Genomic DNA, 24,175 nt, shown 5'->3' on the forward strand with positions numbered 1-24,175 from the left:
TATTAACCTCAACTTTCAGTTATAGCTGGCGAAAACGACTGCGTAGCGAAAAGGTGTCGGAAGTGACGTAGCGTTCCATTTCACGCAGACGACGCTCCCCTGTTGCCAGCTCCTTATCCGCGGCGGCCAATAGCTCTCCGCTGCTCGGCGTTTTTTCACCATACAGCTCGCTTTCCGGCATAGGATCCAGCGCAAACGAGAGAATGATGTAGGCCACCACCACAAACAGGAACAGGCCAAAAATCATTGCCAGTACGGTAATCAGGCGCACCAGCTTAACCGGCACGTCCAGATACTGCGCGATGCCGGCGCAAACCCCTTTCACCATGCCCTGCTGCGGAATGCGCCACAGTTTTTTACTCAGATCCAGTCCGCTCATTATTTCTCTCTCCAGTTCGGATGCTCAGCGTCAAGAATCGCCTCCAGCGCCTGAATACGCTCGCGCATACGCTTCGCGTCATCGGTCAGCTGCAGCAGGCGCTGCTGTTCGTTCTGCGATAGGCTGCCGCTGGCGGTGCGGTTGTTGTAATGCAGCCAGAGCCAGACCGGCAAAACAAACAGCACAAACAACGTCAAAGGGATGGCGAGAAAAAGCATGCTCATGTGAACTCCTTGCTGATGGCGGCGGCACGTCTTGGTGCCGCCCGAAGATATTACTGGTTATTTTGATTCATTTTGGCTTTCAACGCCGCCAGCTGCTCGCTGATTTCATCGTCCGCTTTCAGATCGGCGAACTGCTGATCCAGCGATTTATCTTTACCGAAGCGGTGGCTTTCGGCTTCGGCTTCCATATGATCGATGCGGCGTTCAAACGATTCAAAACGCGCCATCGCCTCGTCAATCTTACCGCTGTCCAGCTGACGGCGAACGTCGCGGGAGGAGCTTGCAGCCTGATGACGCAGCATCAGCGCCTGCTGACGGGCGCGGGTTTCGCTGAGTTTGTTTTCCAGCTCGCCAATCTCTTTTTTCATCCGCGCCAGCGTTTCATCAACCAGCTGCGCTTCGTTTTCCAGGCTGCCGATAAGGTCGGTCAGCTTCTGCTTTTCGATCAGCGCCGCACGGGCCAGATCCTCTTTCTCTTTACGCAGCGCCAGTTCGGCTTTTTCCTGCCATTCCGCCTGCTGGGCAACGGCCTGTTCAATACGACGGCTCAGCTGTTTCTTTTCAGCCAACGCCCGCGCCGAGGTCGAACGGACTTCAACCAGCGTGTCTTCCATCTCCTGGATCATCAGCCGAACCAGCTTCTGCGGATCTTCCGCTTTCTCCAGCAGAGAGTTAATGTTGGCGTTCACGATGTCGGCAAAACGAGAAAAAATACCCATAATTTCAATCCTCATAGTTCTGGTATCAGGCACCGGCCTGTGCCATGACTAATACAAATGCCGTGCCAAGTTTTTATCTTATTGATTTTAATGGAAGTGGTTGTTATCCGGCCAGCGCATTGCTAAAGTGACCTGGTGAATCACACTACTAAATGGCGAAATTCATCATGGCGGATTACAAGGACAACCTGCTCGGCGAGGCCAATAGCTTTCTTGAGGTGCTGGAGCAGGTCTCAAGACTGGCGCCGCTCGATAAACCGGTGCTGGTGATTGGCGAGCGCGGAACCGGCAAGGAGCTGATTGCCAGCCGTCTGCACTTCCTCTCTTCCCGCTGGCAGGGGCCGTTTATCTCCCTGAACTGCGCGGCGCTCAATGAAAATCTGCTCGATTCGGAGCTGTTCGGGCATGAGGCCGGCGCCTTTACGGGGGCCAGTAAACGTCACCCGGGGCGCTTCGAGCGCGCCGACGGCGGTACCCTGTTTCTCGATGAGCTGGCCACCGCGCCGATGCTGGTACAGGAAAAACTGCTGCGCGTGATTGAGTATGGCGAACTGGAGCGCGTCGGCGGCAGCCAACCGCTGCAGGTTAACGTCCGCCTGGTGTGCGCGACCAACGCCGACCTGCCGCAAATGGTGGAAGACGGACTTTTTCGCGCCGACCTTCTCGACCGTCTGGCCTTTGATGTGGTGCAGCTGCCGCCGCTGCGCGAGCGCCAGAGCGACATCATGCTGCTCGCCACCCAGTTTGCTATCCAGATGTGCCGCGAGCTCGGACTGCCGCTGTTTCCCGGCTTTAGCGAACGCGCCGCCATGACGCTGCAGAACTACCGCTGGCCGGGGAATATCCGTGAATTAAAAAACGTGGTTGAACGCTCGGTCTACCGCCACGGCAGCAGCGAGCGCGAGCTGGATAATATTATTATTAACCCCTTCCGCCAGCAGCACGCGGCAACGCCCGTCGAAGTGGAGAAGACGCCTGGCCCCACGCTGCCGCTCGATTTACGCGCTTTCCAGCAGGAGCAAGAAAAAAGCCTGCTCGAGAGAAGCCTCGAACAGGCGAAGTACAATCAAAAGCAGGCGGCCGAACTGCTGGGGCTAACCTACCACCAGCTGCGGGCGCTGCTGAAAAAACATCAGCTTTGACCTGTACGCGGAAGCAGCAGCGCGCTCACCGCCATTGAACCCAGGCAGAGCGCGGCGTTAAACCACAGCGCATACTGCGCCGCGCTGGCCATGCCGAGCGGTAAAAACAGCGCAAAAAGTGACGCCGTCACCGCAATGCCCATCGCCCCGCCGAGCGAACTGCCCATCTTATAGATCCCCGAGGCCACGCCTACCTTATTCTCGGGAGCGTTAACCACCGCGGTGTCCGTTGACGGGGTGGCGTAGCAGCCCAGGCCGAAGCCAAACAGCACGTTGCTGAAAAAGACCGTGACGATATAGGTCGATTTATCGAGGAAGGTGCAGGAGATAAGAAGAATACCGACCGCGGTAAAGACCGGGCCGCTCATCATCGGCAAACGCGCGCCGTAGCGTTGCAGCAGCTTCTCGCCCACCCGAATCATCGCCAGCACGGTAACCAGATAGCCGAGCGTCATCATTCCGCTCTCCAGCGGGCTCAGATGATGCCCCTGCTGGAGCCAGATGCTGGCAATCATCATCGTACCGATGGCGCCGTTGAGCATAAAGTTCGACAATACCGCGGCGCTGTAGGCCCGGTTGCGAAACAGCGCGAAATCAATCAGCGCCGCGTCGCCCTTACGCTGGCCGCTGCGGATAAAAAACAGCCCCGATGCCAGCGCGCCGGCCAGCATCGCCAGCGAGGTTGCGCTGGTCCAGCCCCAGCCGTGGCCTTTGCTGATAAACAGATTTAGCAGCACCAGCGCAAGGATCAGGCTGAGCAGGCCGCTGATGTCCAGCTTATGCTGCTGCGCGCTGGCGCTGCGGCTTTCCGGCGTACCGCGCAGCAAAAACAGCGCCGCCAGCGCTACCGCGATGGAGAAAACAAAGATCCAGCGCCAGCCCAGACCGGTGGCGATCGCGCCGCCGACAAACGAACACAGACCGCTGCCGCCCCACGAGCCGATGACCCAGAAGCTGACCGCCCGCTGGCGCGCTTTGCCTTCATACCAGGTTTTAATTAACGCCAGCGTCGCCGGCATGATGCAGGCGGCCGACAGCCCCTGTAAAACGCGCCCGGCGAGGAACAGCGCGGGTCCCTGAGAGAGCACCAGCATTGCGCTACCGACAATGCTGAGGATCAGGCCCAGGGTAGTCATGCGCATGCGGCCGAATTTATCCGCCAGCCCGCCGCTGGCGACCACGAAGCAGCCGCTGAATAACGCGCTCAGGCTCACCGCCAGGGTCAGGGTTTCCAGCGAAATATCGAGGCTGCTCTTCATCGCCGGAACCACGTTAATCACCGACTGGGCAAACAGCCAGAAGGTCAGAACGCTCAATACAATACCCGCCAGCAGACGATCGGTGCCGACGAACTGCGCTTCGCTTAGCGATACAGAACTCATAGCAGGGTCCTCTTCGTTGCGGACATTAACGCAAATAGTGTTCCGTCAGGGCGCACCACAGCGCGGCACCTTTCAGCAACAGCGCATCGTTGAAGTCGTATCCCGGGTTATGCACCATGCAGCGATCCGCTTCGTCCCCGGCCCCGATGGTGAAATAGCTGCCGTTCGGATTGCGCTCGAGCATAAAAGCAAAATCTTCGCTGCCCATAAACGGCTTCACCTCGCCGACCTGCGCCTCGCCAAACAGCGCGGTCGCCACCGTGCGGACCATCTCATTGGCAGCCGGATCGTTCCTTAAAACCGGGCTGCCGTTAACGTGGGTTAAGGCGGCGCTGGCGTTAAAGCTCTCGGCCTGAGCAACGGCGATATCGTGAATGCGCTGCAGGACGGTCTCGCGAACCTGTTCGTTTAAGGTGCGCACCGTGAGCTTCATTAACACCTTGTCGTTGATAATGTTCGGGGCGTGCCCGGCCTGAATGCTGCCCACGGTCACGACCGCTGGTTCAAACGGCGTGATGTTTCGGGAAACAATGGATTGCAGCGCCAGGGTGATATGACAGGCAACCAGCGTGGCGTCGACGGTATGCTCCGGTACCGCGCCGTGTCCGCCCACCCCTTTGACTTCAATATGGAGAGTATCCGAGGAGGCCATCATCGCCCCATCGCGCAGGCCGATTCTGCCTAACGGCTGCCCCGGCATATTATGCAGGCCAAAAATGGCATCGCAGGGGAACTGGTCAAACAGGCCGTCTTCCAGCATGACCCGACCGCCGTAGAGTAATTCCTCAGCAGGCTGAAAAATAAGCTGCAGGGTGCCGTTAAACTGCCGGGTGCGCGCCAGATATTCCGCGGCGTACAATAGCGTGGTGGTATGGCCATCGTGGCCGCAGCCGTGAAACCGACCGTCGACCCGGCTGGCCCACGCTTTGCCGCTCATCTCCTGCATCGGCAGGGCGTCCATATCCGCCCGTAGCCCCAACCGTTTTTTACCCTCGCCGACGCGTAAAGTACCGACCACGCCGGTGCCCGCCAGACCGCGGTGAACCTGATAGCCCCATTCGCCGAGCAGGCGGGCAACCTCTTCGCTGGTTTTATGCTCTTCAAAACCAATTTCCGGCTGCTGATGGAAACGGCGGCGAAGCGCGACAAACTGCGCCTCGTTAACCTGTAATGCCTCAATAATCGGGTGTGTCATTTTTATTATTCCTGTGTTGTGTTTGCACGACACTTTCGAGTTTATGCATCCCTGTTGGCTTTAAAATGCGCTTTTTTGTTTTATAGTGACGGATTATTAATGAGTGTTTTTCATACAAAACGGTTATGACAAAAAATGAGGTGCTGTTTTTTGTCTTCAGGAGGCGACGGTGGAGCATCATTCAGGCGACTTTCAGGTTGTGGTTCGCGATATCCGGCAGCTGAGCCAGCAGGAAAACGATGCTCTGACGCTGCTATGGCTGCTTGAGGGCAGCGTCGAACTCCGCGATGGCGAGACGGGTCGGTACCTGCAGGCCGATGAACTGGCGATAGTGAATCGTCATCGCCGCTGGAGCCTGCACAGCAAGACGGCGAACGTCGTGATGGTGCTGTCGCTGAACGCCGGATGGCTGACCCGCCTCGACTGCGATTTTTTTGCCTCCGCCTACCAGAGCAGCAGCGAAACCCGCGATGCCGAAGACACCCTGCGCTACCTGATGCGCCAGCTGCTGGTCCTCGGTCTGGTCAATCCGCAGGCCCACTACCGGCTGGAGGCCAACCGCTGGCTTAGCGAAATTGCTCTCCTGCTGGCGTCACGCTTCAGCCGTCCCCTCACCGCCCAGGCGTCTCGCGGAGCCGAACGCTGGAGCCAGCGAATTAACAGAGTGGTGGCGCGAATCGACGCCAACTATCAACGGCGCCTGTCGCTGCAGGAGATAGCCGCCGCGGAGTTTGTTTCTGAGGCCTGGCTCTCGCGTCTGTTCCGCAAAGAGGTGGGCGTCAGCTTTATGCAGTACATCACCGGGCTGCGCCTGCGCAAAGCCGCGGAGCAGCTGACGACGACGCGTCAATCGATACAGCAGATCGCTCAGCAGCAGGGCTTTGCCAGCAGCCGGGTGATGAGCGACCTGTTTCAACGCGAGCACGGCCTGACGCCGCGCCAGTTCCGCCAGCAGCACCCGCAGACGGCGGTCGAATCTCTCCGCCCGCACCTACAGCAGACCGAGCGATGGCAGCCGGTGTCAATCGATCGGCTGTACGCCCGGCTCAACGCGCCGCAAACCTACGGTCTGGATAGCCCGCCGCTGCGGCTCAGCCCCCAACAAACCCGCCATCTCGATGTTCGCGAACTCCCGGCGCGCGGCGCGCCGCTGCGTCACACCCGAATGGTGATTACCGTTCGTGAACTGGACGATCTGCTGCGCGAGGATGTCCGCCGCGAACTGGAACAGCTGCACGACGCGCTGCCGATATTCGCCATCGATATTCACGATCCGTTTCTCAGCAGCCGCCTGTTCGGCACCGGCTGGGACGATCCGCAAATGGCCGGGTATGCCTGCTGGTATAACCTGCAGCGCATTTTTAGCTGGCTGGCGACCCAGGGCTTGGCGGTGATACTGCATACCGGGCTCACCACCCGCGGCGACCTGCTGCAACGTTTCCTCTCTCTGTCCGCTAACCATTTTCCGCCGGCAACCCTCGCCAGCTGGCACTTCGTCTGGCACTGGTCCCCTCAGGCCAGCGACGAGGCCCGCCAGCACGCCTGGCGGCAACAAAAGGCGATCCTGCAGAGGCTATCGCCGCAGTCGGCGCTGGGGATCTGGCACCGTTTCCCTCAACAGGTGGAGGACGATCCCCTTCTGCGTTCACCGCTGCTGGTCGAGGCGGATTTTCTGGCCTGCCAGGCCGATGCTAATGAACTGCTGGATCTCGCGCAGGTGGATAGCCAGAAACTGGCCGCCAGCGAAAACTATCCGGTACACAAATTGCGCAAACTTCATAGCGCGCTGCGCCAGCGGCAGCTCCTGCTGCCGCTTTGGCTGCTCTCGTGGAATACCCTCACCGGCGATACCCGCGATACCAACGGCCGTTTCTTTCGCGGCGCGCTGCTGATGGATAATCTGCTGGGACTGGCGGATCAGGTTTGGCTCGCGGGGTTCTGGCTGAATTCAGGGCTGCAGGGGGAAGCCCGCGCCAACGGCAAGCTGGATACTTCCAGCCTGGCGCTGCACTATCTCCACGGTCTGCCGCGACCGGTCTACTGGGTGCTATGGCTGTGGCGCAGGCTGCGGGGCGAGGTGGTGATCAACGACAAGAACTTGCTGCTGCTGCGCCATAACGGCCATTATCAGCTACTGCTGCGCAACACGGTAGTTTTCAATCCCTGGCTTTCCAGCGAGGAGGCGTTTATCCAGCGCTTTAGTCAGCCCTGGAGCGTGCGCCTGCTCGGCCTTGAAGGACGCTGGCGAATCAAACATCACCTGTTCGATCGGCACCATGGCGCGCTCTTCCCGCTGTTTGAGGCCTTTCGCAGCCAAAGCGGACCGGACGATGAGGACTATCGCTGGCTGATGCACAGAGCGCGTCCGGCGCTGCGCGTCAGTGAAGAGACGCCCGATAGCGACCGCTGGCAGCTTGTCGATTCGCTGGAGAGCAATGCGCTGGCGCTTTATGAATTCACGCCGCTCGGCGATTGAAAAGTGACAGCGTCACTACCCTGTTTCTTTCTGCAAGCGGCCTGTGCCGTGAAAAATAGCTTTTGCTTGCGCGGCAGCCCGTTCGCATGGGGTTATAAAATTGTAACTAGCAAGATATCCTCATGTGAACTATCATCAGCGCATCATGACTCAATGGACTGAAAATAAAGATGATTCCGGTTAATCCTTCAACGCTCGGCCGCTATGCGGCGCACGTCAGCCTGGTCCATACCATGAAAAGCCACCGCGCGCCGGCGCTCTCGGTCATGATGATCTTTTCGGACCTGCTTATCCGCTCAACCGAAGATGCATATCGTCAACAGGGCTGGACAATTACGCCGCAAAACAGCGGCCTGGTACTGCGTACTTATGTTGCCCACCATCACGATGGCGAAAAGCTGGAAATTAATCCCAAAGATTACATCGCCCGCTATAACCGACTCCTTCCCCTGTAGCGCCTCGACCGCCAGCCAGCCGTACAGCCACGGCTGGCTGGAGAAACCGCCAATAAAAAGATACCATGTGGCGGATATCGGGGCTTCGACGCAAATACATGCTCAATACCCATAGCTTCCTCAAGCCGTGCGGCAGATGAATCGAAAATACGCTTTGCTCAACCCCTCGCTTGCCTGATGACAAACGTCGGATGATTTACGAGGTATACTCGAAGTTAATAAGCAGTATGAATTTGAATCAGTTGGTCAAATAACCGACGCAGCCCTCGCTTATATTATCTCCATGAGCAATAAGGTGGTGGTAAATGTTATTTAATATTAATAAGATAGAGCCTTGCTCTATAATCAAAAAGAAACTATGCGCCTGAAATTGTCTTCTCTCCTGGCAGCGGTATGTATGCTGTACGGGCAAGCTTTTGCCGCGCCAGCGCTGCCTGCGCACGCGGATATTCGCGATAGCGGCTTCGTTTATTGCGTGAGCGGACAGGTCAACACCTTCAACCCGCAAAAGGTCAGCAGCGGCCTGATTGTCGATACCCTGGCCGCCCAGCTCTATGACCGGTTGCTTGACGTCGACCCCTATACTTATCGCCTGGTTCCCGAACTGGCAGAAAGCTGGGAGGTGCTGGACAACGGCGCAACCTACCGCTTCCACCTGCGCAACAACGTGCCTTTTCAGACCACCGCCTGGTTCAAACCGACCCGTAATTTTAATGCCGATGACGTCATTTTCACCTTTGGCCGCATTTTTAATCGCGACCACCCGTGGCACAACGTTAACGGCAGCAGCTTTCCCTATTTCGATAGCTTACAGTTTGCCGACAGCGTGGAAAGCGTGCGTAAGCTGGATAGTCATACCGTCGAGTTTCGCCTCAAACGCCCGGACGCCTCGTTCCTGTGGCATCTGGCCACCCACTACGCCTCGGTGATGTCGGCAGAGTATGCCGCGAAGCTGGCGCAGAACGATCGCCAGGAACTGATCGACCGGCAACCGGTCGGCACCGGTCCGTTCCAGTTGGAGGAGTATCGCAGCGGTCAGTACATTCGCCTGCAGCGCCATCCGGCCTACTGGCGCGGTAAACCGCTGATGCCGCAGGTGGTGGTCGATCTCGGCTCCGGCGGCACCGGCCGCTTGTCAAAACTGCTGACCGGCGAGTGCGACGTGCTGGCCTGGCCCGCCGCAAGCCAGCTCTCTATTCTGCGTGACGACCCGCGTCTGCGCCTGACCCTGCGCCCGGGAATGAACATCGCCTGGCTGGCGTTTAACACCGCTAAGCCGCCGCTCGATAATCCTGAGGTGCGCCATGCGCTGGCGCTGGCCATCAATAATCAGCGCCTGATGCAGTCTATCTACTACGGCACGGCGGAAACCGCCGCGTCTATGCTGCCTCGCGCCTCCTGGGCCTACGATAACGACGCCAGGATCACCGAATATAACCCCACGGAAGCCCGCGCCCGGCTGAAAGCCCTGGGGCTGGAAAATCTAACGCTTAAGCTGTGGGTGCCAACCAGCTCGCAGGCCTGGAACCCCAGCCCGCTGAAAACCGCCGAGCTTATTCAGGCGGATATGGCGCAAATTGGCGTGAAGGTGATTATTGTGCCGGTCGAAGGCCGCTTCCAGGAGGCCAGATTAATGGATATGAGTCATGACCTGACGCTGTCCGGCTGGGCAACGGACAGTAACGATCCGGACAGCTTTTTCCGTCCGCTTTTGAGCTGCGCGGCGATTACCTCACAAACCAACTATGCTCACTGGTGTCATCGCGAATTCGACGAGGTGCTGCAAAAGGCGCTCACTTCGCAGCAGCTGGCCTCGCGCATTGAGGCCTATAAAGAGGCGCAGCGCATTCTTGCCAATGAACTGCCGGTGCTGCCGCTGGCCTCCTCCCTGCGCTTGCAGGCCTATCGTTACGACATGAAAGGCCTGGTGCTGAGCCCGTTTGGCAACGCCTCTTTCGCAGGCGTCTCGCGGGAAAAAGAAGACGAGGTGAAAAAACCATGATTATTTTTACTCTGCGTCGCCTGCTGCTGTTGCTGATTACCCTCTTCCTGCTGACCTTTGTCGGTTTTAGCCTGAGCTATTTTACGCCCCACGCGCCGCTGCAGGGCGCCTCGCTGTGGAACGCCTGGCTATTCTGGTTTGAGGGCGTGCTGCACTGGGATTTCGGCGTTTCCAGCATCAACGGTCAGCTGATTTCCGAGCAGCTTAAAGAGGTCTTTCCCGCCACCATGGAGCTCTGTATCCTCGCCTTCGGCTTCGCGCTGGTGGTCGGGATCCCCGTCGGTATGCTGGCGGGCATTATGCGCAACAAATGGCAAGATACCCTGATCAGCGCCCTCGCGCTGCTGGGCTTTTCGATTCCCGTCTTCTGGCTGGCGCTGCTGCTGACCCTGTTTTTCTCCCTTACCCTGGGCTGGTTTCCGGTCTCCGGGCGCTTCGATCTGCTGTATGAAGTGAAATCGGTCACCGGCTTTGCGCTGATCGACGCATGGCTATCCGACTCTCCGTGGCGCCATGAAATGATCGTCAGCGCGGCGCGCCACATGGTGCTGCCGGTGCTAACCCTGGCGGTAGCGCCGACGACGGAAGTGATCCGTTTGATGCGTATCAGCACCAGCGAAGTATACGACACCAACTATGTCAAAGCCGCCGCCACCCGCGGCGTATCGCGGCGGACGATTTTACACCGCCACGTCCTGCACAACGCCCTGCCGCCGGTGATCCCGCGCCTGGGGCTGCAGTTTTCCACCATGCTAACGCTGGCGATGATTACCGAAATGGTCTTTAGCTGGCCGGGGCTGGGCCGCTGGCTGATTAACGCGATTCGCCAACAGGACTACGCCGCGATCTCAGCGGGCGTGATGGTCATCGGCGCGCTGGTGATCATTGTGAACGTGATATCCGATATTCTGGGTGCTATGGCTAACCCACTGAAACATAAGGAATGGTATGCCCTACGATAGCGTCTATCTGGAGAAGCGCCCGCCGGGTGCGCTGCGCACCGTATGGCGAAAATTCTACGGCGATACGACCGCCATGATCGGCCTGTACGGCTGTGCGGCGCTGGCGCTGCTGTGCGTTTTCGGCGGCTGGTTCGCTCCTTACGGCATCGACCAGCAGTTTCTCGGCTACCAGCTGCTGCCGCCGTCCTGGTCGCGGTACGGCGAAGTGTCGTTCTTTCTCGGTACCGACGATCTCGGTCGCGACGTCCTGAGCCGCCTGCTGAGCGGCGCGGCGCCGACGGTCGGCGGCGCGTTTGTGGTGACGCTGGGCGCCGCCCTGCTGGGACTGGTGCTTGGCGTGATTGCCGGTTCTACCCACGGCCTGCGGTCGGCGGTGATGAACCATATTCTTGACACGCTGCTGTCGATCCCGTCCCTGCTGCTGGCCATTATCGTGGTCGCCTTCGCCGGGCCGCACCTCAGCCACGCGATGTTCGCCGTCTGGCTGGCGCTTCTGCCGCGGATGGTGCGTTCGGTCTACAGCATGGTGCATGACGAACTGGAAAAAGAGTACGTTATCGCCGCCCGCCTTGACGGGGCCTCGACGCTGAATATTTTATGGTTCGCGGTGCTGCCGAATATTACCTCAGGCCTGGTCACCGAGATCACCCGCGCGCTGTCGATGGCGATCCTGGATATCGCTGCGCTGGGCTTCCTCGATCTCGGCGCTCAACTGCCTTCCCCCGAATGGGGAGCGATGCTCGGCGACGCGCTGGAGCTGATTTACGTGGCGCCGTGGACGGTGATGCTGCCGGGTGCGGCAATCATGATAAGCGTCCTGCTGGTTAATCTGCTGGGCGACGGGATCCGCCGCGCCATCATCGCCGGGGTGGAATAATGCCGTTACTCGACATCCGTAATTTAACCATTGAATTCAAGACCAACGAAGGCTGGGTGAAAGCCGTCGATCGCGTCAGCCTGACTCTCGCCGAGGGGGAAATACGCGGCCTCGTCGGGGAGTCCGGCTCCGGCAAAAGCTTAATAGCTAAAGCGATATGCGGCGTCACCAAGGACAACTGGCGGGTAACCGCCGACCGCATGCGCTTCGACGACATCGATCTGCTGCGTCTCTCGGTGCGCGAGCGGCGTAAGCTGGTGGGCCACAACGTCTCAATGATTTTTCAGGAGCCGCAATCCTGTCTCGACCCTTCCGAACGGATCGGCCAGCAATTAACGCAGAATATTCCCGGCTGGACCTTTAAAGGCCGCTGGTGGCAGCGCCTGGGCTGGCGCAAGCGGCGCGCCATTGAGCTCCTGCACCGCGTGGGGATCAAAGACCATAAAGATGCGATGCGCAGCTTCCCCTACGAGCTGACTGACGGAGAGTGCCAGAAGGTCATGATCGCCATCGCGCTGGCTAACCAGCCGCGGCTGCTGATCGCCGATGAGCCGACCAACGCCATGGAGGCCACGACGCAGGCGCAAATCATCCGCCTGCTGACGCGGTTAAACCAAAACAATAACACCACCATTTTGCTGATCAGTCACGATATGCAGATGCTCAGTAAATGGGCGGACAAAATCAACGTGATGTACTGCGGGCAGACGGTGGAAACCGCGCCGAGCGAAGAGCTGGTGACAATTCCGCACCATCCCTATACCCAGGCGCTGATTCGGGCGATTCCCGATTTCGGCAGCGCCATGCCGCACAAGAGTCGGCTCAACACCTTGCCGGGGGCGATCCCCTTGCTCGAACAGCTGCCCATCGGCTGCCGGCTCGGGCCGCGCTGCCCCTATGCCCAGCGCGAATGTATCGAAACGCCCCGGCTGGTGGGCGCCCGTAACCACCTCTATGCCTGTCATTTCCCGCTGAACATGGAGAAAGAGTGAAATGGTCGAAACATTGCTTGAAGTGCGCAATCTGAGTAAGACCTTTCGCTACCGCACCGGCTGGTTTCATCGGCAAACGGTGGAGGCGGTTAAGCCGTTAAGCTTTACCCTGCGCGAGCGCCAGACGCTGGCGATTATCGGCGAGAACGGCTCCGGCAAGTCAACGCTGGCAAAAATGCTCGCCGGAATGGTCGAACCCAGCACCGGCGAACTGCTGATTGACGATCGCCCGCTGGCGTTTGGCGATTACTCTTTCCGCAGCCAGAAGATTCGCATGATCTTTCAGGATCCGTCGACCTCGCTCAATCCGCGGCAGCGTATTTCGCAAATCCTCGATTTTCCGCTGCGTCTGAACACTGACCTTGAACCCGAGGCGCGGCAGAAGCAGATTATCGAAACGTTGCGAATGGTTGGCCTGCTGCCGGACCACGTCAGCTACTACCCGCATATGCTGGCGCCGGGACAGAAACAGCGTCTGGGCCTGGCGCGCGCGCTGATCCTGCGTCCGAAGGTCATCGTCTGCGATGAAGCGCTGGCGTCGCTGGATATGTCAATGCGCTCGCAGCTGATAAACCTGATGCTGGAGCTGCAGGAAAAACAGGGTATCTCCTACATTTACGTGACTCAGCATCTGGGCATGATGAAGCACATCAGCGATCAGGTGCTGGTGATGCATCAGGGCGAAGTGGTCGAACGCGGCAGCACCGCCGACGTTCTGGCGTCTCCGCTGCACGAGCTGACAAAACGCCTGATTGCCGGTCATTTCGGCGAGGCGCTGACTGCCGATGCCTGGCGTAAAGACGGTAAATAAACCGAGGCGTAATTTGCACGGCGCTAGCGCCAGGTCGCCGTCATATCCGATGGTATACTCTTGTATACACGGTAGCCAAAGCGCGATATGACGTGGCGAATGGCAGAAAAATATCGTGACACAAGGGGTCGTCAGTGGGATATAATTCCCGGCTAAATTTGAGTTATTTTGAAATAACAATGCTAACCAAATGATTGTTAAAGTAAAAATACGCAATAACGATAAGGATTAAAAGCTATGGGTTTTCTTTCCGGTAAGCGCATTCTGTTGACTGGCCTTGCCAGCAAACTGTCCATCGCCTACGGCATCGCGCAAGCCATGCACCGTGAAGGGGCTGAACTGGCGTTCACCTATCAGAACGAAAAACTGAAAGGTCGTGTGGAAGAATTTGCCGCCGCGCTGGGCTCTAATATCGTCCTGCCGTGCGATGTCGCGGAAGATGAGAGCATCGAGTCTCTGTTCACCGAGCTGGCAAAAGTGTGGCCGAAGTTCGACGGTTTCGTCCACTCTATCGGCTTTGCGCCGGCAGACCAGCTGGACGGCGACTACGTTAACGCGGTGACTCGTGAAGGTTTCAAAATCGCTCACGATATCAGCGCCTACAGCTTTGTGGCGATGGCGAAAGCCTGCCGCGGTATGCTGAACCCGGGCTCCGCCCTGCTGACGCTCTCCTACCTGGGCGCAGAGCGCGCCATCCCGAACTACAACGTGATGGGTCTGGCGAAAGCCTCTCTTGAAGCTAACGTGCGCTACATGGCGAACGCCATGGGCCCGGAAGGCGTTCGCGTTAACGCCATCTCTGCCGGTCCGATCCGTACCCTGGCGGCTTCCGGTATTAAAGATTTCCGTAAGATGCTGGCGCACTGCGAAGCGGTCACCCCGATCCGTCGCACCGTCACCACTGAAGACGTGGGCAACAGCGCAGCATTCCTGTGCTCCGACCTGTCTGCCGGCATCTCCGGCGAAGTCGTTCACGTTGACGGCGGCTTCAGCATCGCCGCCATGAACGAGCTGGAACTGAAATAAGTTCGTTACCCTCCTCGCGCCCGCGAGGAGGGGTATTTCCCCCGCGCTTTCCTTCTGTTATTCCAATCCGCTATTTGTTAGCACGGATCAATATTTTCTCCCGCTCCAGGGTTAAGCCAGGATAGTTCCGCATAGCATGACCGCGAAACGGCGGTTTGCCACATACCGAACAAGGAACGCCCATGGAGCAACGCCGCGTTAACGGCAAAAACCACTGGTATCATGAGACCCAGTCAACAATCTGCCCGGTGGATGTATTGCCGCTCGTCCCTGAAGCCGCCCATGTCGAAGATCGTTTTCTACTCGATCTGACTCTCCCCCGGGAGCTGCTAGAGGCGCATGCGCGCTGGCTTACGCCGGCCCGTCGGCTGGCAGATACCCTCTTTCCCGCGTCAGTGACGGTTAACCGTCTACAGACATTTAGCGCCTATGACCGGCTAAGTACGGCGCTGACCGTCGCCCAGGTTTATGGCGTACAGCGCCTGTGTAATCACTACGCCGCTCGCCTGGCGCCGCTTCCCGGCCCGGACTCCTCGCGTGAGAGCAACCGTCGTCTGGCGCAAATTACCCAGTACGCGCGTCAGCTCGCGAGCTCTCCTTCGCTGATCAACGCGCTCGCCCGCAGCCAGCTGGACGAAGTCGGCCTGACCAGTCGCGATATTATCCTTATCAATCAGATTATTGGCTTTATCAGCTTCCAGGCCCGCGCTATCGCCGCCTTCCATGCCGCGCTGGGTTACCCGGTGCGCTGGATCCCCGGCATGCCGCAGCAGGAAGATGCCCCGGAAGCGCTTTTCGTCACGAGGGAGAGTGACTGGCAGCCAGGACTTGACGACGCGGACTTACGCTATGCCGACGATGAGCGCCAGTCTCTTTTAGCGAACTGGCGAAAACATCCGGGCCTGTTTGAACTTGCCCCGCTGCTGGCGGCTCAGGAACCTCCTCTGGCTCTGCAGGAACAGCTTCTGACCCACCTCAGCGATCGGCAACCGTTCGCCGCGCAGGTGGCGCTGATCGCTGCGCGGATTAATGGCAGCATCAGCTGCTTTAACGCGTGGGCCTCGCGATGTCCAGATTTAGCCGATCTCACGGACGCTTTGCGTGGTAATGAATCCGGCGTCCAGCCATGGGGAGACAACCCGTCAATGGAACGCCAGCTTCTACAATCCGTACAGCTTTTGACCCGCGCGCCCGACCGCTTCAGCGCCGCCCAGCTAACTCCCCTCACTGATTACGGGCTTTCCCGTAGCGCGGCTATCGATCTACTCGCCTGGTGCGGGCTGTGCGGTTGGATGAATCGGCTGAAAATCGCCCTCGGGAATGTACGTCAGGAGACGTAAAATGCTGAAACAGCGCTTGCTGCGGCAGGCATATTCGCGTAAAAATGTCAGCCGCTCTTTTAGCCACGAAAATACGAAATTATGTTTCAGGACAACCCGCTGCTAGCGCAGCTTAAACAGCAACTGCATTCCCAGACTCCGCGCGTTGAAGGGGTCGTTAAGGGGACGGAAAAAGGATTTGGCTTCCTCGAAGTCGACTCGCAGAAAAGCTATTTCATTCCGCCGCCGCAAATGAAAAAAGTGATGCATGGCGATCGTATTATCGCCGTGGTCAATACTGAAAAGGAACGCGAAAGCGCTGAGCCTGAAGAACTGGTTGAGCCGTTCCTGACGCGTTTTGTCGGCAAAGTTCATAAGAAAGACGATCGTCTTTCCATCGTTCCTGACCATCCGCTGCTGAAAGATGCCATTCCTTGCCGCGCCGCGCGCGGCGTAGAGCATGATTTTAAAGAGGGTGACTGGGCCGTTGCCGAAATGCGCCGTCATCCGCTGAAAGGCGACCGCGGTTTCTACGCTGAGCTCACCCAGTACATTACCTACGGCGACGATCATTTCGTTCCATGGTGGGTCACCCTGGCGCGTCATAATCTGGAAAAAGAAGCGCCGGACGGCGTGGCGACCGAGATGCTTGATGAAGGTCTGGAACGCCGTGATTTAACGGCCCTGGCTTTCGTGACCATCGACAGCGCCAGCACCGAAGATATGGACGATGCGCTGTACGTTGAGCAAACCGCTGACGGCAAGCTGCATCTGACCGTCGCTATCGCCGATCCGACCGCGTGGATTGCCGAAGGCAGCAAGCTGGACAACACGGCGAAAATTCGCGCCTTTACCAACTATCTGCCGGGCTTCAACATTCCGATGCTGCCGCGCGAGCTCTCGGACGACCTCTGCTCTCTGCGCCCCAACGAGGTTCGCCCGGTTCTGGCCTGCCGCATGATCCTCGCGGATGACGGCACCATCGAAGATGATATTCAGTTCTTCGCGGCGACCATCGAGTCGAAAGCGAAGCTGGCCTACGATGATGTTTCCGACTGGCTGGAAAATAACGGTGGCTGGCAGCCGGGAAGCGAGACTATCGCCCAGCAAATTAAGCTGCTGCAGGAGGCCTGCCTGCGTCGTAGCGAATGGCGTAAAAACCACGCGTTGGTATTCAAGGACCGCCCGGATTACCGCTTTGTGCTTGGCGACAAGGGCGAAGTGCTGGATATCGTCGCCGAACCGCGTCGTATCGCCAATCGCATCGTTGAAGAGTCAATGATTGCCGCCAACATCTGTGCCGCCCGCGTGCTGCGCGACAAACTCGGTTTCGGCGTTTATAACGTCCACACCGGTTTCGATCCGGCCAACACCGAGCAGCTCGCGGCCTTACTGAAGACTCACGATGTGCACGTTGACCCGGTGGAAGTGCTGACGCTGGAAGGCTTCTGCAAGCTGCGTCGCGAGCTGGACGCGCAGCCGTCTGGTTTCCTCGATAGCCGTATTCGTCGCTTCCAGTCGTTTGCGGAAATCAGCACCGAGCCGGGTCCGCACTTCGGCCTGGGTCTTGAGGCCTATGCGACCTGGACTTCCCCGATCCGTAAGTACGGCGATATGATTAACCATCGTCTGCTGAAAGCAATTATCAAAGGGGAAGCGATCTCCCGTCCGCAGGATGACGTTGCGATCCAAATGGCTGAACGCCGTCGCCTCAACCGCATGGCGGAGCGCGATGTTGGAGACTGGCTGTACGCCCGCTATCTGAATCCGCAGGCCGGCACCACTACCCGGTTTGCAGCTGAGATTATCGATGTCAGCCGCGGCGGCATGCGCGTGCGTCTGGTTGATAACGGCGCGGTTGCCTTTATCCCGGCGCCGTTCCTTCACGCCGTGCGCGATGAACTGGTGTGCAGCCAGGAAAACGGCACCGTGCAGATCAAAGGCGAAGTCGTCTACAAAGTCACGGATGTTATCGACGTCACGATTGCCGAAGTGCGCATGGAAACCCGTAGCGTGATTGCGCGTCCAGCCGCCTGATAGTTCACCTGTGCGGCTCCCTTATATGGAGCCGCATTTTAGCCCTTCCCGTTGTTTTTCTGCGCGTTGCCCACGAATCATTGTAGATGAGTTAGTTTGTGCGTTTTTTTCGCTTCTCTTTTTCATCCGTTTTTAGCATCATTGATTTTATTCACATTTGTAACCAGGATAACGCCATGTCAGATCTGAATGCCCGCCTGCTCGCCCAACGAATCGATACCGTGCTGGATATTCTGGTTGCCGGGGATTATCACTCCGCAATCCATAATCTGGAAATTCTGAAAGCTGAACTGCAGGCGCTTTCCAGCGACGAGCAGGAAAATAAACCCGGTCAGCCTAAAGCGCCGTGGGAAATTTGATAATCTTCATCGTCGCCATCGGCCATCCAGGGCCGATCGCGCCCAAATAGCCCTTAACTGCGAAGTTGCTATGAACGCCCGACAACAAAGTATTTTGCAAATGGTCATCGATAAAGGCCGTATGAGCGTGGCCGATCTCGCGAAGATGACCGGTGTCTCTGAAGTCACCATTCGCCAGGATCTGAATTCACTCGAGAAACAGAGCTACCTGCGGCGTACCCACGGCTTCGCCGTTCCGCTGGATAGTGAAGATGTGGAAACCCGCATGATGACCAACTTCGCCATTAAGCGAGAGCTGGCTGCGCGGGCCGCTACGCTCGTTTCGTCCGGGGAAACGGTGTTTATCGAAAACGGGAGCTGCAACGCCCTGCTCGCCCGTACGCTTGCCGAACGCGGCGATATCACTATCATCACCGTCAGCAGCTATATTGCGCATCTGCTGAAAGAGACGCCCGGAGAAGTCATCCTGCTGGGCGGAATCTATCAAAAGCGCAGTGAAAGCATGGTGGGTCCGCTAACCCGCCAGTTTATTCAGCAGGTCCACTTCAGCAAGGCCTTTATTGGCATTGACGGCTGGCAGGCTGAAACCGGATTTACCGGACGGGATATGATGCGTGCTGACGTGGTCAACGCGGTGCTTGAAAAGGGCTGTGAAGCGATTGTGCTGAGCGATAGCTCGAAATTCAACGTGGTTCATCCCTATCCGCTCGGCCCGATAGGGCGCTTCAACCGCATTATCACCGATGATAATCTCAATGATGCCGTGCGCAACCAGTTAACCCAGTGCGGTTTAGCCGTCGATATCGTTAACCATCCCTGATCCTTATTTCTGCCTTACCGCCGCTTTGCCGGGCTCTCCCCGGCATCGCCCTGGTCTGAGACTTTTCTGACACCTGAATTCAGACTTTTTACCTGCCTGAAAAATTTATAGAAAGTAGAATTAATGTTAGCGATATAACAGGAAGTAACTATCACCTGCGTGAATAGAGCAACACCTGCGCAACTAAAGCTTCATGGAATACTCCCCGGGCTGGCGTAACAAGCTATGCTTAAGGGAAGTTGTATCCATGAATAGATTATTCAGGAGAAAAAAATGATGACTTCAATGAACAAAAAAATGGCCGCTGTGGTTCTGGCCGTCACTGTTGCAATGTCTCTGAGCGCTTGTTCTAACTGGTCTAAACGCGACCGTAACACCGCTATCGGCGCAGGTGCCGGTGCACTGGGCGGTGCGGTATTAACGGACGGCAGCACCCTGGGTACCCTCGGCGGCGCGGCAGTCGGCGGGATTATCGGCCACCAGGTGGGTAAATAATATTAACCACGAACAATAAAATGAAAGTTTATATTTGCTGACCAGTACACCAGCACAAAAATAAAGGCCACGATATTTATCGTGGCCTTATTATTAATCAACCGCCAGCCAGCTTAACCTTCATGCCTTTGGCTTCCAGAAGCGATTTGAGCAAGTCACGCTTATCGCCCTGAATCTCAATCACGCCATCCTTTACCGCCCCGCCGCAGCCGCATTTCTTTTTCAACTCGGCAGCCAGCTTAGCCAGCGCGTCGTCACTTTCATCTATTCCGCTAATCAGACACACGCCCTTCCCCTTGCGCCCGCTGGTCTGGCGCTGGATACGTACGATACCGTCCCCTTTCGGACGCGCCTGTACCGCTTTGGGCTCATCAATACGACCGCTGTCCGTTGAATAAACCAGACGACTGTTGGAATCGCTCATCATACCCCCTTATTCAACGATGCGTTGATACCGCGCAGGGTGGCGGCCGGATCGGCAGACTGCGTTACCGGACGACCGATCACCATGTAATCTACCCCCGCCGCCTGCGCCTGTTCCGGCGTCATAATGCGCCGCTGGTCACCCGCGTCGCTACCTTGCGGACGAATGCCAGGCGTCACCAGCTTGAACGCCTGGCCCAGCTCTTGTTTAAAGCGAACCGCCTCCTGCGCCGAACAGACAACGCCATCCAGCCCGCAGCGCTGGGTCAGCGCCGCCAGCTTCGCGGCGTGGTCTGCCGGAGATAGCGTAATGCCCAGATCCTGCAGATCGCTTGCTTCCATGCTGGTTAACACCGTTACCGCAATTAATAGCGGCGCATCTTTTCCGAAAGGCAGCAAGGCCTCACGTGCGGCGGTCATCATACGCGCGCCGCCGGAGGCATGAACGTTAACCATCCAGACGCCAAGCTCTGCCGCTGCGGCGACCGCACGCGCCGTGGTATTCGGGATATCGTGAAACTTTAGATCGAGGAACATCTCAAAACCGCGCTGGTGCAGGTCGCGAACAAACTGCGGCCCCAGCAGGGTAAACATCTCTTTACCAACCTTGAGCCGGCAGTCGCGCGGGTCGATACGGTCGACAAACGCCAGCGCTTTATCACGGTTATCATAATCGAGAGCAACGACGATGGGAGAGGATGTGACAACGCGGGAAGAAGATGTTGCAGTAGACGTCATGACCGGACCTTAATTGTTGATGAGCGCCGGTTCGGCGCAAAAAAGGTAAACGGGCAGCATTCTACCTGCGATAAGCCGAAAATAACAGGCTGCATTTCCCTCCCTGCCGGACGCCTTAATAGCCGTAGCCGGAGGAGACGGACATAATAATCCATAAGTATGTTGTAACTAAAGTGCGGCTTTTTTTTAAAATTACTGCCCGTCGAGTCCGCGAATGGGCTTAATGGTTGACCACGACCGGCAGGATGGACAGTGCCAGTACAGCGTATGGGCGGTAAAGCCGCATTTCTGGCAGCGGTAGCGCGGCTTGCTGCGGACCTGCTCGCCCACCATGTGGCGCAGCACGCCCAGGCTCTCCTTCGCACGCCCCTCTTCGGCTTCATTGATGTGGTAATCGATGAGCTTATGGAAAACGCGCATCGTCGGATGACGCTCCAGCTGGCGAGTCACGTAGTTTTGCGCGGCGTCAACCCCTTCCCGCTGTTCGAGGATCTGCGCCAGCATCAGATCGGCCGTAGCGCCGGTATTTTCCTCCGCGCAGCGGCGCAAAAATGCTTCCCACTCGTCGGTTTTCCCTAACTGCTGGTAACAGGTTTGCAGCATCTCCAGGGTTTCACCCACCAGTTCTTTATCCTGCTCAATCACCCGCTCCAGGCTCTCTACCGCTTTGGCATAGTCGCCCTTCTCCATCCATACCCGACCCATCATGATGGAGACGCGAGCGCTGTTGCGATCCGCCGCGGCGCCTTTTTTCAGCAGCGCCATCGCCTTATCCAGATCGTTGCCCGCCATTTGCTGCAGCGCCAGTTCACACCAGAAATTGGCGATTTCGCCGCGATGTTTCTCTTTCCCCAGCTTAACCAGACGCTCGGCCACTTCTATCGCCGACTGCCAGTCGCTGGTTGCCTGATAAATTTGCAGCAGCTGCTGCAGGGCGCTCAGGCGAAAATCCGTTTCATCCACCAGCTGTTTGAACATCCCCTCCGCCCGATCGTAGAGCCCGGCGGCCATATAATCGCGCCCCAGCTGCTGAACCGCCAGCAGGCGCTGGTCGTAAGTCAGCGAGGCGCTTTCCATTAAGCTCTGGTGGATGCGGATAGCGCGGTCAACTTCACCGCGCGAGCGGAACAGGTTGCCCAGCGTCAGATGGGCTTCGACGGTGCCGGTATCCTCTTTCAGCATATCGAGGAACAGATCGACGGCTTTATCCTGCTGATTGCTCAGCAGGAAGTTGACCCCTGTAACGTAGTCACGCGACAGACGGCTCGCATCGTCCTGTTTGGACTGTTGTGCACTTCTGCGCCCCATGTACCAGCCATACGCTGCGGCAACGGGCAAAAGCAGAAACAACAACTCCAGCATAAATGATTATTCCTTCACCGCAGGAACACCGGCTTCCGCAGGCGTAGCGCTGGCTGGCGCGATCTGATGCTCCAGACGCTTAATTTTACGCTCAGCGCGCGCCAAAGAGACGCGAACGCTTAGCCAGAAAAGACCGCAGATCAGCCAGCCGATAGCAAAACCGGCAGCAAAAAGCACGGCCAGCAGCGTCGAAATACGGAACTCACCCTGCGCGAGGAGATAGTTGAACGTGACCACCTGGTCATTCTGCGCGCCCAGCGTCACTGAAATGACGAAGATGGCTAACACCAGTAAGAAAATAAGAAAATATTTCACATGACTTCCCGTTCTGTGGGTTGCGCGAAAAAATCCCGCGTTCAGCCCTATAAAGTACCATTTTCGCCGCAGCGGTGAAATGGAAATGCATGACACCAGTACAGGATATGCGGCCTGACAGGGGTAATATCAACATTATTCCGGCGCTGCCGCCCTTTTTTTAATATCCTGCGCCTCTTCTCCCGGCGGCGATAGCGGGCCGCAGAACCGCTGGGCAAGCCAGGTCGCCAGGGTCACCAGCAGCCAGGAAATCAGCGTTGCGACGATCAGATCCTGCGGCCAGTGCATGCCCAGCGCCAGGCGGCTGCCCATCACCGCCGTCGCCCACGTTAGCAGCAGCGCCAGGGTGACCCAGCGACGCCGCGGCCACAGCAAACCAACGCCGAGCAGCGCCCAGCTGGCAGCGAACATCGTATGGCCAGATGGGAAAGCGAAGCCGGTCTCTTTTTGCCAGTGCTTGCGCAAAAATCCGGGGATTTGCTGCTCTTGCGCCAGCTGCTCATGCACCAGTTTAGCGCGTTCTTTGCGTTTCAACGCGTAGAATTGCGTGACCGGCACCTGCTGCGTCTGCTCCAGCCAGATGACAAAGGGACGAGGCTCCTGAACGCGGCCTTTAATCCACGTCTTCATTCCCTGCCCAACCAGTATCGCTGCGGCCAGAATGAGAAACAGCATTATCGCCGCTCGCAGACGAAAACGCAGGCACCACAGAAACCAGGCGCATAAGATAACGTGCGTAATGATGCCCCATGGCTGCGTCACCGTTTCGGTCACCCAGTACAGCAGCTTCATCGTCCCTGCCGACAGCCCGGGATGCCATTTCCAGCCCGAAATCCAGATCGCAGCAGGCATGATTAATAACAGGGCCGCGCCAACGGCGGTTCGTCTGGCAATCAACAGCATCTCGTCTCCTTATTCATTAACCTCAATATCATAACGGAAAGTAGTTCGTTTGTGCGCTTTGCGCGCAGCTAACCCTACGCAATTAGGAGAACGTCGCGCCATTGTGGCAAAATAGCGGCAAACAGAAGCACAGTCAGGTGCTGATAGAATCTGGAGAATCACATGCAGCTTAAACGTGTGGCAGAAGCCAAACTGCCAACCCCATGGGGCGATTTTCTCATGGTGGGTTTTGAAGAACTGGCAACCGGGCAGGATCACGTCGCGCTGGTATTTGGCGATATTTCGGGGCAATCCCCGGTTCTGGCTCGCGTACACTCTGAGTGTTTAACGGGCGACGCCCTTTTTAGCCTGCGCTGTGATTGCGGATTTCAACTGGAAGCGGCGTTGTCGCATATTGCCGAAGAGGGGCGCGGCATTCTGCTGTATCACCGCCAGGAAGGGCGCAATATCGGTCTGCTGAACAAAATCCGCGCCTACGCGTTACAGGATCAAGGCTATGACACCGTGGAAGCCAACCATCAGCTGGGCTTTGCCGCCGATGAACGCGACTTCACGCTGTGCGCAGATATGTTTAAGCTGCTCAACGTCGACCAGGTACGCCTGTTGACCAACAACCCGAAGAAGGTCGAAATTCTGACTGAAGCGGGAATTAACATTGTGGAACGCGTGCCGCTGATTGTGGGACGCAACCCGAAAAATGCCCACTATCTGGATACTAAGGCTGCCAAAATGGGGCACCTGCTGAGCAAGTAATTCCGTTGA

At 57.6% G+C, this 24,175-nt stretch carries 25 protein-coding genes; 15 read left to right on the forward strand and 10 right to left on the reverse strand.

Annotation, left to right across the window (positions count from 1 at the left end; all coding sequences use genetic code 11):
* Positions 1 to 19: 19 nt before the first annotated feature.
* Genes pspC through pspA form a run of 3 tightly spaced genes read right to left on the reverse strand, consistent with a single transcriptional unit; the run spans position 20 to position 1,322 of the window.
* Positions 20 to 379: an envelope stress response membrane protein PspC gene (gene pspC, locus MKleb_RS15515; RefSeq protein ID WP_025106993.1), complete on the reverse strand. Its 360-nt coding sequence runs from the start codon at positions 377 to 379 to the stop codon at positions 20 to 22.
* Positions 379 to 603 (reverse strand): envelope stress response membrane protein PspB, encoded by a 225-nt coding sequence (gene pspB / locus MKleb_RS15520; RefSeq protein WP_004101459.1) that lies wholly within the window; start codon positions 601 to 603, stop codon positions 379 to 381. The genes pspC and pspB overlap by 1 nt, the downstream gene beginning before the upstream one ends.
* A gap of 50 nt (positions 604 to 653) precedes the next feature.
* Positions 654 to 1,322, reverse strand: a complete 669-nt coding sequence (gene pspA, locus MKleb_RS15525) for a phage shock protein PspA (protein WP_004121203.1) — start codon at positions 1,320 to 1,322, stop codon at positions 654 to 656.
* A 152-nt stretch (positions 1,323 to 1,474) separates the two neighbouring features.
* Between pspA and pspF the strand changes: the two genes are divergently transcribed.
* A complete protein-coding gene (pspF, locus tag MKleb_RS15530; RefSeq protein WP_014838225.1) occupies positions 1,475 to 2,464 on the forward strand; it encodes a phage shock protein operon transcriptional activator in 990 nt (329 codons plus the stop codon).
* Here the strand turns inward: pspF and MKleb_RS15535 are convergent.
* Both MKleb_RS15535 and MKleb_RS15540 read right to left on the reverse strand, forming a co-directional pair.
* Positions 2,455 to 3,846: an MFS transporter gene (locus MKleb_RS15535; protein ID WP_004850201.1), complete on the reverse strand. Its 1,392-nt coding sequence runs from the start codon at positions 3,844 to 3,846 to the stop codon at positions 2,455 to 2,457. The two genes, pspF and MKleb_RS15535, sit on opposite strands and share 10 nt — an antisense overlap.
* Before the next feature lie 25 nt (positions 3,847 to 3,871).
* A complete protein-coding gene (locus tag MKleb_RS15540; protein ID WP_025106992.1) occupies positions 3,872 to 5,041 on the reverse strand; it encodes a M20 aminoacylase family protein in 1,170 nt (389 codons plus the stop codon).
* Between the two features lie 169 nt (positions 5,042 to 5,210).
* Between MKleb_RS15540 and MKleb_RS15545 the strand changes: the two genes are divergently transcribed.
* From MKleb_RS15545 to osmB, 13 genes are all read left to right on the forward strand, one after another.
* The gene (locus tag MKleb_RS15545) at positions 5,211 to 7,517 is read left to right on the forward strand and encodes a helix-turn-helix domain-containing protein (protein ID WP_217075979.1); all 2,307 of its coding nucleotides are present in this window, start codon (positions 5,211 to 5,213) and stop codon (positions 7,515 to 7,517) included.
* A 170-nt stretch (positions 7,518 to 7,687) separates the two neighbouring features.
* Complete coding sequence (locus MKleb_RS15550) at positions 7,688 to 7,972, forward strand: hypothetical protein (RefSeq protein ID WP_004850195.1); 285 nt, start codon at positions 7,688 to 7,690, stop codon at positions 7,970 to 7,972.
* A 358-nt stretch (positions 7,973 to 8,330) separates the two neighbouring features.
* Positions 8,331 to 9,974 (forward strand): ABC transporter substrate-binding protein SapA, encoded by a 1,644-nt coding sequence (gene sapA, locus MKleb_RS15555; RefSeq protein ID WP_004850192.1) that lies wholly within the window; start codon positions 8,331 to 8,333, stop codon positions 9,972 to 9,974.
* Positions 9,971 to 10,936 carry a putrescine export ABC transporter permease SapB gene (gene sapB, locus MKleb_RS15560; protein ID WP_004850191.1) on the forward strand — a complete coding sequence of 322 codons (966 nt, stop codon included), beginning with the start codon at positions 9,971 to 9,973 and terminating at the stop codon, positions 10,934 to 10,936. The genes sapA and sapB overlap by 4 nt, the downstream gene beginning before the upstream one ends.
* Positions 10,923 to 11,813 (forward strand): putrescine export ABC transporter permease SapC, encoded by an 891-nt coding sequence (sapC, locus tag MKleb_RS15565; RefSeq protein ID WP_004139490.1) that lies wholly within the window; start codon positions 10,923 to 10,925, stop codon positions 11,811 to 11,813. Before sapB ends, sapC begins: the two co-directional genes overlap by 14 nt.
* Entirely contained in the window at positions 11,813 to 12,805 is a 993-nt protein-coding gene (gene sapD, locus MKleb_RS15570) for a putrescine export ABC transporter ATP-binding protein SapD (protein ID WP_004850183.1), read from the forward strand. The genes sapC and sapD overlap by 1 nt, the downstream gene beginning before the upstream one ends.
* Position 12,806: 1 nt before the next feature.
* Positions 12,807 to 13,616, forward strand: coding sequence for a putrescine export ABC transporter ATP-binding protein SapF (gene sapF / locus MKleb_RS15575; RefSeq protein ID WP_004850180.1), 810 nt, complete (start codon positions 12,807 to 12,809; stop codon positions 13,614 to 13,616).
* A 237-nt stretch (positions 13,617 to 13,853) separates the two neighbouring features.
* Positions 13,854 to 14,642, forward strand: a complete 789-nt coding sequence (fabI, locus tag MKleb_RS15580) for an enoyl-ACP reductase FabI (protein ID WP_004121225.1) — start codon at positions 13,854 to 13,856, stop codon at positions 14,640 to 14,642.
* Positions 14,643 to 14,824: 182 nt separating this feature from the next.
* Positions 14,825 to 15,982: a carboxymuconolactone decarboxylase family protein gene (locus MKleb_RS15585; protein ID WP_025106990.1), complete on the forward strand. Its 1,158-nt coding sequence runs from the start codon at positions 14,825 to 14,827 to the stop codon at positions 15,980 to 15,982.
* Positions 15,983 to 16,063: 81 nt separating this feature from the next.
* Entirely contained in the window at positions 16,064 to 17,998 is a 1,935-nt protein-coding gene (locus MKleb_RS15590; RefSeq protein ID WP_032749434.1) for an exoribonuclease II, read from the forward strand.
* A gap of 176 nt (positions 17,999 to 18,174) precedes the next feature.
* Entirely contained in the window at positions 18,175 to 18,357 is a 183-nt protein-coding gene (locus MKleb_RS15595; protein WP_004121231.1) for a YciZ family protein, read from the forward strand.
* A gap of 70 nt (positions 18,358 to 18,427) precedes the next feature.
* Positions 18,428 to 19,177 carry a DNA-binding transcriptional regulator YciT gene (locus tag MKleb_RS15600; RefSeq protein ID WP_014229018.1) on the forward strand — a complete coding sequence of 250 codons (750 nt, stop codon included), beginning with the start codon at positions 18,428 to 18,430 and terminating at the stop codon, positions 19,175 to 19,177.
* Positions 19,178 to 19,453: 276 nt separating this feature from the next.
* Positions 19,454 to 19,672, forward strand: coding sequence for an osmotically-inducible lipoprotein OsmB (gene osmB, locus MKleb_RS15605; RefSeq protein WP_004139496.1), 219 nt, complete (start codon positions 19,454 to 19,456; stop codon positions 19,670 to 19,672).
* A 97-nt stretch (positions 19,673 to 19,769) separates the two neighbouring features.
* Here osmB and yciH read toward each other — a convergent pair whose 3' ends face one another.
* From yciH to pgpB, 5 genes are all read right to left on the reverse strand, one after another.
* Positions 19,770 to 20,096, reverse strand: coding sequence for a stress response translation initiation inhibitor YciH (yciH, locus tag MKleb_RS15610; protein WP_014229017.1), 327 nt, complete (start codon positions 20,094 to 20,096; stop codon positions 19,770 to 19,772).
* Positions 20,096 to 20,833 carry an orotidine-5'-phosphate decarboxylase gene (gene pyrF / locus MKleb_RS15615; RefSeq protein ID WP_217075981.1) on the reverse strand — a complete coding sequence of 246 codons (738 nt, stop codon included), beginning with the start codon at positions 20,831 to 20,833 and terminating at the stop codon, positions 20,096 to 20,098. Before pyrF ends, yciH begins: the two co-directional genes overlap by 1 nt.
* Positions 20,834 to 21,025: 192 nt before the next feature.
* Positions 21,026 to 22,195, reverse strand: a complete 1,170-nt coding sequence (gene lapB, locus MKleb_RS15620) for a lipopolysaccharide assembly protein LapB (protein ID WP_004850164.1) — start codon at positions 22,193 to 22,195, stop codon at positions 21,026 to 21,028.
* A 6-nt stretch (positions 22,196 to 22,201) separates the two neighbouring features.
* The gene (locus MKleb_RS15625) at positions 22,202 to 22,510 is read right to left on the reverse strand and encodes a LapA family protein (protein WP_217075983.1); all 309 of its coding nucleotides are present in this window, start codon (positions 22,508 to 22,510) and stop codon (positions 22,202 to 22,204) included.
* Positions 22,511 to 22,645: 135 nt separating this feature from the next.
* Entirely contained in the window at positions 22,646 to 23,413 is a 768-nt protein-coding gene (pgpB, locus tag MKleb_RS15630) for a phosphatidylglycerophosphatase B (RefSeq protein ID WP_025106988.1), read from the reverse strand.
* A 162-nt stretch (positions 23,414 to 23,575) separates the two neighbouring features.
* On the opposite strand from pgpB, the gene ribA reads away from it, so the two are divergent.
* The gene (ribA, locus tag MKleb_RS15635) at positions 23,576 to 24,166 is read left to right on the forward strand and encodes a GTP cyclohydrolase II (protein ID WP_004121245.1); all 591 of its coding nucleotides are present in this window, start codon (positions 23,576 to 23,578) and stop codon (positions 24,164 to 24,166) included.
* Positions 24,167 to 24,175 lie beyond the last annotated feature (9 nt).

This window comes from Klebsiella sp. PL-2018 (genome assembly GCF_019048985.1).
Classification (GTDB): Bacteria; Pseudomonadota; Gammaproteobacteria; order Enterobacterales; family Enterobacteriaceae; genus Klebsiella; species Klebsiella michiganensis.